The organism is Methylomonas methanica (genome assembly GCF_001644035.1).
GTDB lineage: Bacteria > Pseudomonadota > Gammaproteobacteria > Methylococcales > Methylomonadaceae > Methylomonas > Methylomonas methanica_A.
The window spans coordinates 71,625-84,108 of sequence record NZ_LUUG01000044.1; the positions used below are offsets into that span (position 1 = coordinate 71,625).

General features: G+C 52.4%; 15 protein-coding genes. 4 read left to right on the top strand and 11 right to left on the bottom strand.

From position 1 onward, the window contains the following. Nucleotide 1: 1 nt before the first annotated feature. From nifM to nifV, 8 genes are all read right to left on the bottom strand, one after another. Complete coding sequence (nifM, locus tag A1332_RS02405) at nt 2-856, bottom strand: nitrogen fixation protein NifM (protein ID WP_064006980.1); 855 nt, start codon at nt 854-856, stop codon at nt 2-4. Further along, nucleotides 856-1,332 carry a nitrogen fixation protein NifZ gene (locus tag A1332_RS02410; RefSeq protein WP_064006981.1) on the bottom strand — a complete coding sequence of 159 codons (477 nt, stop codon included), beginning with the start codon at nt 1,330-1,332 and terminating at the stop codon, nt 856-858. Before A1332_RS02410 ends, nifM begins: the two co-directional genes overlap by 1 nt. Then, a complete protein-coding gene (nifW, locus tag A1332_RS02415) occupies nt 1,329-1,643 on the bottom strand; it encodes a nitrogenase-stabilizing/protective protein NifW (RefSeq protein ID WP_026146992.1) in 315 nt (104 codons plus the stop codon). The genes A1332_RS02410 and nifW overlap by 4 nt, the downstream gene beginning before the upstream one ends. 5 nt (nt 1,644-1,648) lie before the next feature. Further along, complete coding sequence (locus tag A1332_RS26250; protein WP_256438917.1) at nt 1,649-1,771, bottom strand: hypothetical protein; 123 nt, start codon at nt 1,769-1,771, stop codon at nt 1,649-1,651. 73 nt (nt 1,772-1,844) lie between these two features. Beyond that, on the bottom strand, nt 1,845-2,384 hold the full coding sequence (locus A1332_RS02420; RefSeq protein WP_082879490.1) for a hypothetical protein: 540 nt from the start codon (nt 2,382-2,384) through the stop codon (nt 1,845-1,847). Further along, complete coding sequence (cysE, locus tag A1332_RS02425) at nt 2,384-3,157, bottom strand: serine O-acetyltransferase (RefSeq protein ID WP_419865982.1); 774 nt, start codon at nt 3,155-3,157, stop codon at nt 2,384-2,386. Before cysE ends, A1332_RS02420 begins: the two co-directional genes overlap by 1 nt. Next, nucleotides 3,157-3,324, bottom strand: a complete 168-nt coding sequence (locus A1332_RS25575; protein ID WP_165385990.1) for a hypothetical protein — start codon at nt 3,322-3,324, stop codon at nt 3,157-3,159. Before A1332_RS25575 ends, cysE begins: the two co-directional genes overlap by 1 nt. An 11-nt stretch (nt 3,325-3,335) precedes the next feature. Continuing rightward, nucleotides 3,336-4,460, bottom strand: coding sequence for a homocitrate synthase (nifV, locus tag A1332_RS02430; RefSeq protein ID WP_064006983.1), 1,125 nt, complete (start codon nt 4,458-4,460; stop codon nt 3,336-3,338). Nucleotides 4,461-4,965: 505 nt separating this feature from the next. Between nifV and A1332_RS02440 the strand changes: the two genes are divergently transcribed. Both A1332_RS02440 and A1332_RS02445 read left to right on the top strand, forming a co-directional pair. Next, the gene (locus A1332_RS02440; protein WP_064006985.1) at nt 4,966-5,943 is read left to right on the top strand and encodes an SGNH/GDSL hydrolase family protein; all 978 of its coding nucleotides are present in this window, start codon (nt 4,966-4,968) and stop codon (nt 5,941-5,943) included. Nucleotides 5,944-6,297: 354 nt separating this feature from the next. Further along, nucleotides 6,298-6,927, top strand: coding sequence for a PEP-CTERM sorting domain-containing protein (locus A1332_RS02445; protein ID WP_064006986.1), 630 nt, complete (start codon nt 6,298-6,300; stop codon nt 6,925-6,927). A 578-nt stretch (nt 6,928-7,505) separates the two neighbouring features. Here A1332_RS02445 and nifS read toward each other — a convergent pair. Genes nifS through A1332_RS02465 form a run of 3 tightly spaced genes read right to left on the bottom strand, consistent with a single transcriptional unit; the run spans nt 7,506 to nt 9,999 of the window. Continuing rightward, nucleotides 7,506-8,720: a cysteine desulfurase NifS gene (nifS, locus tag A1332_RS02455; protein ID WP_064006988.1), complete on the bottom strand. Its 1,215-nt coding sequence runs from the start codon at nt 8,718-8,720 to the stop codon at nt 7,506-7,508. Then, nucleotides 8,713-9,624, bottom strand: coding sequence for a Fe-S cluster assembly protein NifU (gene nifU, locus A1332_RS02460; RefSeq protein WP_064006989.1), 912 nt, complete (start codon nt 9,622-9,624; stop codon nt 8,713-8,715). The genes nifS and nifU overlap by 8 nt, the downstream gene beginning before the upstream one ends. A gap of 18 nt (nt 9,625-9,642) precedes the next feature. After that, nucleotides 9,643-9,999 carry a HesB/IscA family protein gene (locus A1332_RS02465; RefSeq protein ID WP_064006990.1) on the bottom strand — a complete coding sequence of 119 codons (357 nt, stop codon included), beginning with the start codon at nt 9,997-9,999 and terminating at the stop codon, nt 9,643-9,645. A 196-nt stretch (nt 10,000-10,195) separates the two neighbouring features. On the opposite strand from A1332_RS02465, the gene A1332_RS02470 reads away from it, so the two are divergent. Continuing rightward, on the top strand, nt 10,196-10,465 hold the full coding sequence (locus A1332_RS02470) for a nitrogen fixation protein NifZ (RefSeq protein WP_064006991.1): 270 nt from the start codon (nt 10,196-10,198) through the stop codon (nt 10,463-10,465). Nucleotides 10,466-10,729: 264 nt separating this feature from the next. Next, complete coding sequence (locus A1332_RS02475) at nt 10,730-12,325, top strand: SagB/ThcOx family dehydrogenase (protein ID WP_064006992.1); 1,596 nt, start codon at nt 10,730-10,732, stop codon at nt 12,323-12,325. Nucleotides 12,326-12,484: the final 159 nt, after the last annotated feature.

Sequence of the window (12,484 nt, forward strand, 5' to 3'; positions counted from 1 at the left end):
GTTAGGCACTCCTGTTGACTGCGGGCAGACTGGCCAGCCACGTGCGCTGGCAATTTCTGCGGTAACGATCCTGCATGATCTGCTGAATCTTCGGTGTCGCTTTTTTTAAGGACATGGTTTCGGCTAGGACGATTTTCATGCACTGAATTACATGAAAGCCCATCTCGGTTTCCACCACATCGCTGATGGCGTCTTCTTTCAAACCAAACAATACCGCATCCAGTTCCGGAAACAAGGTGCCTTTGGCTACGGTACCCACTTCGCCACCCTGCACCGCCGTCGGACATTCCGAATATTTCAGCGCCAGGTCGGCAAATTTATGCGGCTTGCGTTTCAAGGTGCCAAGAATCTCGTTAATCCGCCGCCAGGCAGCATCGCGGGTATTGTCCGGATAATCCGGATTAATACTGATCAAGATATGTCTGGCCTGACGTGTTTCAGGTTTGTGAAATTTTTCCGGGTGCGAGTGATAGAAAATGCCGATTTCCACCTCATTGACCTTGGGCGCGCGCGCAGCCACTCTATCCATTACCGCATCAACCTTGCACTGCCGATACAAAGCGGCTTTCAGTAGCTCAACATCCAATCCGTTGGCGCTCAATGCGGCTAAAAATGCGTCTTCGTCTTCGAAGCGGCCGCGCACTTCCTTATAGGCTCTACCCAATTCCGTGTCGGAGATCACCACACCGGTGGCTTCGGACGAACTCAATACCCTGCCTTCGATCTCGTATTCGTTTTTGGCTTGCACTTCCACCTGGCGCAATTGCAATTGCTCCAATTCGGCCGGCGCCTTCTGAAATAGGCTCAAGGCGGCCCGCAACAGGGTGTAAGGCTCTATCGACGTCTGGCTCATCATTATGCCTCCGGTTCTTTAAACGTGGCCGGGTCCGCAGGCTCCAACACGCTCTCCGGCACCTGCATGGTTTTACCCGGAAAACGCACGTGGTAGAGCAAGGGATTGCTGTCGCGCAACACTTTCAGGATTTCGCCTTGCGTGCCGGCCGGGTAACTACCCTCTTGGGTGGGTATGTCGATCGTGCACACCACCTGATCACGGAACTCGAAACGGCTGGGATTCCAAGGCGCATCCGCAGAGATTAATTCTTCGGCCCTGCACCCGACCATACGCCCGGCATCCAGAAAATGCACGGTGTAGATCACTTGATCCTGCAAAAAAGTACCGACTTCGATAACGTTGCCGACACTACCCCGGCGCAGTAAGAAATCGCCGACATCCATGCCCGGATAAGTGCCATCGTTGCGAACGTTACGCGTCAGCCTGACCCGCTCGCCGAATTCGAAGCGCTCTTCGTCGTAACGTTCTTCTATCATGTTTTAATATCGCCTAGTGAAACAAACACGGTTTGCGGTTCCATCATCTTAAAGACCTTAAATACTTTTTCGGTCTGTGCGTCGGAGTCCACAAAGTCGCTGTAAGCGCGATGCAACAGCTTTTTGTAGACTTCCCGTTGCGCATCTTCGTCTTCCGGCATGTTCTCGCCGGCCTGACTCAGATAATTGTGGAAACGCTGTAGGATATGTAGCCGGTTGACGTGGACGACGGTCGTATCGTATTCCAGCTCGAAATACCGCAAAAAATCTTCCGCGGCCTCCAGCTCTTCCATATCTTCTTCTAAACTCATCGTCATTACCTCATCATCAGGTGATCAAGATTGGCAGGTTGTTCTCCCAATGCATACACCACTAATAAAACCACCAGCATCACAGCTGTTTGGGCCAAAAATGGATCGGATTTTTGTTTCTTCATCATGGCGATCACCTTTAGGTTAATTGCGCGGAACAACAAACATCACTTAGCGTTTGCATCTGATATGGGGCGATGCCTACCCGAAAACTTCCGGCATGCGGAAAATCCCTTCCGCCGCTTCTTGACGGCGCACGACTAATTCCAACAATCCGCGTGCACCGATCCGGTCTTTGTCATCCAATGACACCAATTTTTCAAAAATCGCCTTGCTCAATTCCAGGTTCTCCAAGCGCATGTTCAGAAATCCGATTGATTTCAAGGTGAACAAATACAGCCTGATCCGGGTCAGCAAGTCTTTCGGTGCCTCGCTGATATGCTCTCTTTCCAGCTGCCGCCAATCTTCCGGAAAATCGATGCCGGGCCGGATCAGCGTCAACGCTCTTTCTGAAATCAGTAAGGCATCCGTCAGCCGATGCTGGTAGTAATAAAATCGATTCAAAGACACCAGCACATTCAAGGATTCCGGTGCCCGCAAATAAGCTTGTAATAACGGCAGTTCCGCTTCGCCAGTGGCGTAAAGTTCGGAGGCGTATTTGATCAAGTCCTCGACTTCCTGGCTGTCCGCCTTCTCGTAGTACAGGTCCTTGGCGTCGAATTGCAACAGATCCATTTCCATCACTTACCGCCCGCCGCTTGCTTCAGTATCACCACCTCTTCGCCGTGACAAACACCTTCCGCCTCGCAACTGCCGCAGGTTTCTTCCGCCACCACAAAGCGCTTTTGATTATTTTCCAGTTCGTCCAGACGGTCCACTAAACAGCTGAGTGCTTTGCCGACCGGGTCCGGCACCAAATGGTGGTCCAGATCGATACCGCGTGGATCTTGAATTTTCAGGCCTTTTTGCTGAATAATTCGGCCGGGAATACCGATGACCGTGCAGCAGGGCGGCACGTCTTTGATCACCACCGAGTTGGCCCCGACCCGGACGTTATCGCCCAAGGTGATCGCGCCCAGGATCTTGGCACCCGCACCGATCAACACATTGTTGCCTAGCGTCGGATGGCGTTTTTCCTTGTTCCAGGTGGTGCCGCCCAGCGTCACGCCGTGATACATGGTTACGTCGTTACCGATTTCGGCGGTTTCACCGATCACCACGCCGGCGCCGTGATCGATAAAAAAGCGCTTACCTATCGTCGCGCCGGGATGAATATCGACGTTGGTCAGCCAGCGGGCGAAAGCCGCCAATAAGCGTGCCGTCAATTTCCAATCCGCATGCCACAAGCGATTAGTAACCCGATGCAGCAACACTGCGTGTACGCCGGGATAAGCCAACAATACTTCCGGTAAACCGCGTGCTGCCGGATCCCGGGCAAACACGCAAGCCACATCGTCGCGCCAGTCTTGCCAGAGTCCAGACGCAACGCTGGGACGCGACGGCGAGAAGAACATCATTTTGCCAAGCTCCAGGTGGTTTTGCCTGGCATGGGCACGCCGGGCACCCGGAAGAACGAACCGGGGTAACGGTCATCAGGCAGTTCGTGCTGCGCCGCAGTTTGCTGTGGTACGTCGACTTTGGCGGTGCTGGGCACGGCTGGTTTTTGACGATTGCTACTCATCTGACACCTCGCTATAGGCTGTGTAAAAATTGATTCAAATCGGTCGATTGCGGTGCGCGTTTGTGCAAACTGACAAACTCGCGAATCAGCGGCAGCAGGCGGCCGGCCTGCCAGCGGTTAATTTGGATACCCAGTTGTTTGTAAGCGTGCATCACGCCCTGACTGCCGGAATGCTTACCCAGCACCAGCTGGTGACTGCGGCCGACCAGCGCGGGATCGACACCTTGATAATTGTTGGGATCTTTCAGCAAACCATCGACATGGATGCCGGCTTCGTGGCTGAACACATCGCGGCCAATCAGACTTTTGCGGCTGCCTATCGTATCGCCGGAAGCGGTCGCAACCTGACGTGACAATACCGGAAAATTGCGCAAATCCACGCCGGTTTCAAAACCGTACAGTTGTTTCAAACCCACCACCACTTCTTCCAAGGCTGCATTACCCGCCCGCTCACCCAAACCGTTTACCGTGGTATTAACATGGGTCGCACCGGCAAATGCCGCAGCCAGAGTGTTGGCGGTTGCCAAACCCAGATCGTCGTGAGCGTGCATTTCGATGTCCATGTCGGTGACGGCCCGCAGTTTGCGAATCGCTTCGAATACGCCGAACGGCTCCATGATGCCGACCGTATCGGCAAAGCGAATCCGGCAGGCGCCGGCTGCTTGCGCGGCTTCGGCCATCAACGCCAGAAAATCGCTGTCGGCGCGGGAAGCGTCCTCGGCACCGACGCACACCTGCATACCGGCATCAACCGCAGTTTTCACGCAGCGCTCGATGGTGGCAAGCACCCAGGCCCGGCTTTGTTTGAGTTTGTGCTGAATATGTTGATCGGACGCGGAAATCGATAAATCCACCGTGCCGACGCCCAAACCCAAGCATGCTTGCAAATCTTCCTCACGCATCCTGGACCACACCAATAAGTTACTGGGCAGTTTTAATGCCGCGATGGCTTTGATCTCATCGCGTTCCTGTGCGCCCATCGCCGGAATACCAATTTCCAACTCCGGCACGCCCAGTGCGGACAACTGCCCAGCAATTGCCAACATTTCCGCCAGCGAGAACACCACGCCGGCCGATTGTTCGCCGTCGCGGAGCGTAGTGTCGTCGATGATGATGGTGCGGGAGTTGCTTTTCATGGTGGAACCTTGAGTCGCAAAGTTAAATACTTGAAAACCGGTGCGTGAATAACGCCTTCGATAGGACTAATGCAAAAGACTTGCCAACTGAAAAACTGCGGAGATTTAAGGGTTGGAACGAGGGGTTGGCGCAATGCCGACAAGACAATCCCAATAGTTGAAGACGAAATTGTCAGAAATGCGACAATCGTTCAACACATGCGCAAATCCGTCTGTCCACATGCGCAAGAAAAGACTCGCAACACGACTAAAGCGTTAGAAGTTGCCGAGAACACTCAGCCTGGGTTACGCTGGTGCCATCTCAATTCCGTGACGATTGTTGAGATAGCGCACAAGGTACCGATCCGAGTGTTTTGACGAAATGCGTACCTTATTTAAAGCGCAGATAAGCACGCCAATCCACTGCTACAAACTTGATTTAAAAGAGCTTCCCGGATCTTGGCTTAAGCAGCGACGGGCTTTATTTAATATTTGTAGATTCATACATTACCCACTGGAGATAGACATGACGAAGAAACCCTATGCTCTCGCGCTATTTTTTGCATTTTTCCTGGCAAGCAGCCAAGCTGGCGCTACGCCTTTTGCAAATTTATTCGTTTTCGGGGATAGCCTCTCCGACAGCGGATCTAGCGCATCCTCGGTATTAAGTGCTTACAATCTGGCCGGGCAATGCGATCCGGACCACCCATGCCCGACCTATTATCAAGGGCGCATTAGCAACGGCCCGACCGCCGTGGAGTATTTAGCCAACTCGGTTCTTTCGGGTGGAGGGAATACCGGCAATTTCTTTAATTTCGCGGTCGCCGGTTCGACCACGGGGATAGGCAACGAGGGCGATGGCGGCAGCCAAACCAGCTTAGGCACGAAATTCGCGCCTGGCATGACGCAACAATTAGGCCTTTTTTCATCGAGCTATACCAACGCCGTCACCCCTGACTCGCTGTTTTTTTTATGGGGTGGAGCCAATGATTTTTTGACCGGCGATTCCGCGACATTGGCAGCACGGAATATCGCCGGCTACGTCGGCGCGTTAATCGGCATTGGCGCGCAACACATCGTGGTGCCGAATTTACCGGATTTGAGCATTACACCCTTTGCGCAATCACTACCTCCAATCGCCGCAGCGGCAGCACAAAACTATTCCCTAGAATTCAACCAAGAGTTGGCGGACAAACTCGGTACCTTGTCCACGCTGTTCCCCGACACGCAAATCGTGCAATTCGATTCTTATAGTTTTTTTAATAATCTGGTTCAGAACCCGACCGCTTACGGATTTACTAATAGCACCGAAGCCTGCGTAAGTTTGCCGGATGTTTGTGCCGATCCGGCTGGCCGAGTGTTTTGGGACGATTTCCATCCCACTACACAAGTGCATGCGCTGTTTGCCGGCGCGGTAGTCAGCCAGGTACCGCTGCCTGGCTCCATTGTGTTCTTGATCAGTGGAGTAATAGGCTTGCTTTTCGGCAAACGCCGTCCGGCGTAAGTCAAAGCGTGGGGAACGCAGCCAATCCTTTCGCTGTTTTCCCCTTTTCCAGTGTTTGCAAACCGGGAAAATATTGGCGTGTTCCGGAAATAGCGTTTAATCGATGCAGTCGAAATATTGCCCCTCGCCAACAGTGTCAGCTTTATTTACATAACCCGGCCTTTAAAGTACCTACGTATAGAATTTCGACAGAAAGCCGCCACTAAGCCATTGAATAAAACCAACATTAAAGAAACAATTAAAAATGGCCCGTTGTTTGCTGAACTGTTTAGTGAACCAAAAACTGTGCCGACTTTTGCCGGATTGCAGTGAATCGATAGACTTAACTTACACAAAGATTGAAGGAGTTTTAAGATGTTATCCAAAAAAATTTATCCACTCATTCTGATTGCCGCCGCATTTGACTCTCAGGCAGCCATAATTAATTTCGATGCCTTACAGCCCTTTAACAATTATGATCCAATTCTTGCCGGATATGGCTCTACAGCTGATGTGACAGTATCTTATTCAAGCTTGAACCTGGACGGCTCGGTGGCATATTCAGATGTTTTGTTGTGGAATGGCGGATACGCAGACCTCAATACCGCAGCGTTTGCCCATACCAGCGGCTTACTTTTAAGCATCAAGTTGACTGCGGTTAATCCTAATCAATCTGTAACCCTCAACAGTTTCGACGTTGCGGCATATCCAACAGGAGCCGTTAACTCCACATTGACTGCTACTGATTTCCGAGTGGTCGATGGCGATGATTTTTCCAATATACTGGTCAATTACGGGCCCTACGAAGTTTCTCGTTTCGCTGCACAAACTTTTTCACCCAACCTAACCGCACGTTCGCTAAATATTATTTTGGGAACCGACTGGAACAACGGCATTAACAATATCAACTTTACCGTTACCGCCGTTCCTTTACCAGGCGCCGTGTGGTTGTTCGGCACCGCATTAGCCGGTCTGGGTCTTACCAGAAAAACCCGGAAAGTTTGATCAAATAGCTCGTCCAAATCCAGAAAAGGCGGTTAAACAACCGCCTTTTTTGTTAACCGTCTAGGGAGGCGTAGCGCAACAACCACAGCTATTTCCATTTAGTTTGCGCACGATAATTATCTTATAAACTATTGATATTATTCTTAAACTTTATTTCATACCCAGCATGCTTTATGAATTCATCCCAAATAAAATGCCTTGCCGTGTTTTCCCTGTTTGCCGTTATCGGATTCGGGCCAATTTCACCGGGCTGTTTGATAGGAATGTACGTGGTTGCGCTGCGGCCGCGCTGGTTTAGGACCTTAATTGAGAGTATATACGCCAACACCGGCGCACCTGCCGAGATATCCCCGCCCTATTCCGCCGAACAAACCAGACAGAGCAGAACCAAGTGCTTTTTAAGCCTATTGGGATTATTCATTGTCGATATTGCGCCGGTACCGGTGACACCGGTAGTCGCGTTTGGAATTATCCTGAGTAGACCAGGGTGGTTTTATAGGATGGTGACCAGGATTTATGGCGGGCTTTAAACAAGACGCTCCCGCATAAGCGGGAGCGTCGATTAACTGCGAAGGTCTTTAAGCGTAGGTGGGCTGGAATGCCTGCTCAGGATCGGCAACCGGGCAATTGTTCACGCTATCCCAATACGGCGACAATTTGCGCAAGGTGGCGACGATGCTAGGCATCACTTTCAATACTTCGTCTACCTCGCTCATATTGTTATAGCGCGAAAACGAGAAGCGGATGGTACCGTGCGCGGCGGTGTACGGAATATCCATGGCTCGCATCACGTGCGAAGGTTCCAAGGAACCCGAGGTACACGCCGATCCGCTGGACGCCGCGATTCCCGCTTTGTTCAGCAACATCAATATCGCTTCGCCTTCGATATATTCAAACGCAATGTCCGTAGTATTGGGCAGGCGGTTGTTCAAATCACCGGTGATAAAGCAATGCGGAACCGTTTCGGTAATACCTTGCTCCAGGCGGTCGCGCATGGCTTTGACCTGGACGTTTTCGTATTCCATGTGCTCCATCGCCATCTCACAGGCTTTACCCAAACCAACGATGGAGGCGGTGTTTTCGGTACCTGCCCGGCGACCGCGCTCTTGATGTCCGCCGCGCAGCAAGGGACGAAAACGCGTACCTCGGCGCAGATACAACACGCCTATGCCTTTCGGTGCATGCAATTTGTGTCCGGAAATCGATAACATATCGATCTTGGTGTCTTGCAACATCATCGGAATTTTACCGACCGCTTGCACAGCGTCGGTATGAAACATCACGCCGGCCGCATTGGCCATCTCGGCCATTTCTACCACCGGAAAGATGGTACCGGTTTCGTTGTTCGCCCACATGACCGATACGATAGCCACTTCATCGGATAACAAGTTTTTGTAAGCTTCCAGATTCAAGCGACCGCACTTGTCCACCGGCATACGGTGTATCGTGTAGCCTTCTTTCTCCAGGTTTTCACACAAGGCCAACACCGCAGGATGCTCCACGGACGTGGTGATGATTTCCTTGCGATTGGGCTGCGCCTTAATGGCAGACAGAATCGCGGTCGAATCGGATTCCGTGCCGCAGGAGGTGAAAATAATTTCCGAATCGTGCTCCGCACCGATCAGCTCTTGCACCTGCGAACGCGCTTTTTTAATCGCCTTCGCAACGCCGTCGGCGAAGCGATGGATAGAGGATGGGTTACCGAACTGTTCCGTAAAATACGGGATCATTACATCGACGACCGCGCTATCCACCTTGGTGGTAGCGTTGTTATCCAGATAAATATCAGGCATGACTTGCCTCCTCTATGGTCACCAATTTAGGCATTTGCGAGGCAGGAACGACTTTAATGAATTCGCCCATCACTTCCATCAAGCGTTGTTGGATACCGGCGATAGTCATGGCTGACATTTGGCAACCGTTGCAAGCGCCGGTCATGTTCACATAAGCGGTTTTGTCGACCACTTCCACCAATTCCACATCGCCGCCGTCAGCCATCAATTGCGGACGGAAGGACATGATCACTTCCTCGATTTTCTTGATGCGTTGCAGATTGGTCAAAGGTCCTTTGGCAACCACCGGCTCGGGTTTAGCTATTGGCGCAGCACTTGGATCGAAGGTTTCGCCGCGTTCTTTCAAGACTTTTTCCAGAATCGCTTCGATGTCTTCATGGCAGGCCGCGCAACCGCCGCCGGCTTTGGTGTAGTTAGTCACGTCTTCGACGGTACGCAATTTGTTAGCCCACACCATCTCTTCGATCATCACTGCATCGATGGCAAAGCATTTGCAAACCAGCGCGCCTTCTTCGTGATCGTCTTTCCATTCTTCGCCGCGATAGTTAGCTATAGCCGCTTGCAAAGCTTCCCGCCCCATCACCGAGCAGTGCATTTTTTCTGGCGGCAGACCGTCCAATTCGGCGGCGATCTCTTGGTTGGTCACTTTCAAGGCTTCATCCAAGGTCAAGCCTTTGATGATTTCGGTTAAAACCGAAGATGAGGCAATCGCGGAACCGCAACCAAAGGTTTGGAAACCGGCGTCTTCGATCACTTCGGTGTCGTCGTTGACTTTCAAAGTCAGACGCAACGCGTCGCCGCAACTGATGGATCCCACTTCGCCAATCGCGTTGGCATCGACTACCGCGCCGGCATTTTTGGGGTTGAAGAAATGATCTTTTACTTTATCTGAATAATCCCACATAGCTAATTCCTCGAATTCTTAAGAACAGGTTTTTGGTGTGCCGCCGCTCTCGCCGGTGGTAAACGATGATCCGCAGGCACAGCTTTTAACCGCGTTGGGATTGGTAAATTTAAAGCCCGAGCCTTCCAAGCTATCGACGAAATCGATAGACATGCCATCCAGGCTTGGCAAACTTAGGGGGTCTACAAACACTTTGACAGCACCACAATCGATGACGGTGTCGTCTTGATTTTCTTTTGCTTCCAACTTCATGCCATAAGACAGTCCGGAACAACCGCCATCGGTAACTTCGATGCGCAGCCCACCGGTTGGCTTGTCGGAACTGCTAATAAAACGACCCACGGCTGTAATGGCGCTTTCGGTTAATGTAATCATCTTTAAGTCTCCTGAACGGGTTTGGCATTGATTTTGTAAACAGATAAAGCAACCAGCATGCCATACGCGAAAATTTCGGCTAAGCCGCTGAAATTGCTCACTCACCGGCAGCTGGCCAACCTTAATCGGCACGCCGTTTCACAACAAACCGGGAGCTTTTGTCGGCTTTACTACAAAACTCTCACAGGAGCACAGCATGAACGTAGAAGATTTAGATTTGGGCGATGTGGTGTACGCCGCGCATACGATTGTTGACGATGGCAGCATGCCTGATAGCGAAGAAGGCGAAGTGCTGGCGTTGGAAGGCGCCCGGGGCGTCATCGTGATGAAAGGACATGTCGAGGAAGATCCTGCGCTCACGGTCTTTTTAGTCCGCTTCGAAGACCAGGATCTAAATCTGGGCCGGCCGATAGGTTGCTGGACCGAAGACTTGATCGTCCCGGAAAACGAGTTAGTTACCCATTAACTCGATTCTGCCCAGCATTAAACAGGTGGTTTAGCCGCCGAGCGTCTCGTCCCGTAGAAGTATTGGCGATTGCCCTCAGCCAAGTGGCGACTGGCTTTGTAACATTCCTACGCTCAGGCGTGGGAATGCCGTGCTCGGCCCACTAATGTCAGGCCGCAGGTCATTCCAATAACCCTAAGGAATGGGCACAATCAAAGGTTTGCGTGCGCCGGGGCATGGCGTGTGCTTGAATGAATATACACTCAGCTTAATTAAGGCCAACTCATGCCAACTCCTTCCGAGTCCGTCATCCAATACCATAACCGCACCAAGCACCAATTGAATGCCTACGCCAAAGGCCCGGAATCACTGGATTGGGACGACCAACCCAATCCGTTTCGGCGCTTTAACGGATGCGAAATAGTTAAACTGCCGCTACCCGGTGCCGAGCTGAGTTGTTTGTTTGCTGACCTAGACAAACCGGAACGGATAGAGCCGCAGCCTTTAAACCTGGCAAATCTCGGTCTGCTATTAGAATTGTCTTTCGGTTTGTCGGCCTGGAAGCAATTCGGTCCGGACCGTTGGGCCTTGCGTTGCAACCCCTCCAGCGGCAACTTGCATCCGACCGAGGCTTATTTGCTTTGCACCGACCCGGAGCTATTGCAGCCCGGCGCATATCACTATGCCAGCCACGATCACCATCTAGAACGCCGCAGCCGGTTTACTGCCGCGACGGCGGCCAAGGAAGTGTATATCGGCCTGTCATCCATCCACTGGCGGGAAGCCTGGAAATACGGCGAACGGGCCTTTCGTTATTGCCAACACGACATCGGTCATGCACTGGCTGCTTTAAGTTACGCCGCCGCCTGTTTGGGTTGGTCGATTGAATTGCTCGGCGAGACTGCCGATGCGGACATCGCCGCCTGGCTGGGACTAGACCGCAGCGACGATTTTGTCACTACCGAACACGAAGCACCGGATTTGTTCTGCCGGCTGCATGCTACCCAATCTGCGGAAGGCGCGTTCTCCACTGCATATTTGCCGGAACTTGCCGAAAATGCCGAATGGTTCGGGAAAGCCGAGCGCTTGAGCGGCCGGCATTTTTATCGCTGGCCGATTATCGACGAAGTGGCCGCTCAGGCCATCAAGCCGGCTACTGTTGCCGAGCGAGTATCGTTGCCGAGCCTGGAATTGCTAGTGCCCAGCCACAACCTCCCGGCCAGCCGCCTGATTCGCCAGCGCCGTAGTGCGCAGCATTTCAACGGCAAATCGCCGGATCTACCTTTGGCCGATTTTCATCGCATGCTGGCCGCCCTGCTCCCCGTTGCCAAACCGCCATTCACCGCCTGGAATTGGCCGGCGCAAGTCAATATTGTTCTATTCGTGCATCGGGTAGCCGGTCTGGAGCCTGGCTTGTATTTGCTGCCGCGCACCGCAGATGCGGCGGCGGAATTAAAACCAGTTTGTTCCGCCGATTACGAATGGCAAACGGTGGAGGCCCCGTTCGAATTTTATCGGCTGACGGCCGGCAACGTTAGGCAAGCCGCAAAAACCCTGTCCTGTCACCAACCCATCGCCAGCGACAGCGCTTTTAGCTTAGGCATGTTGGCGCGCTTTGCAGAGAATGTGGAAGCCGAAGCCTGGCGCTACCGCCGGCTATTTTGGGAAAGCGGCCTGCTGGGACAGATTTTGTACTTGGAAGCGGAAGCCGCCGGCGTGCGCGGTACCGGCATCGGCTGCTTTTTTGACGATGCGGTACATGGCGTATTGGGCTTAAAGGATAACGGCTGGCAAAGCCTGTATCACTTCACCATCGGCGAACCGCTGGACGACAGTCGTCTGCAAACCTTTCCAGCTTACGCGCATCTAACCCGGCCTTGATCGCGGTCTACATACCCTGCTTACCACGAAGATGGACATCCCGTAACAATCAAAAACCTGGATCCCCGCCTACGCGGGGATGAAAGCTTTATCAAAGCCGCCTCAAACCTATCAGCCGCCGACGCCAGTCAAACCTGGGGCTTGACTGGCATATTAGAC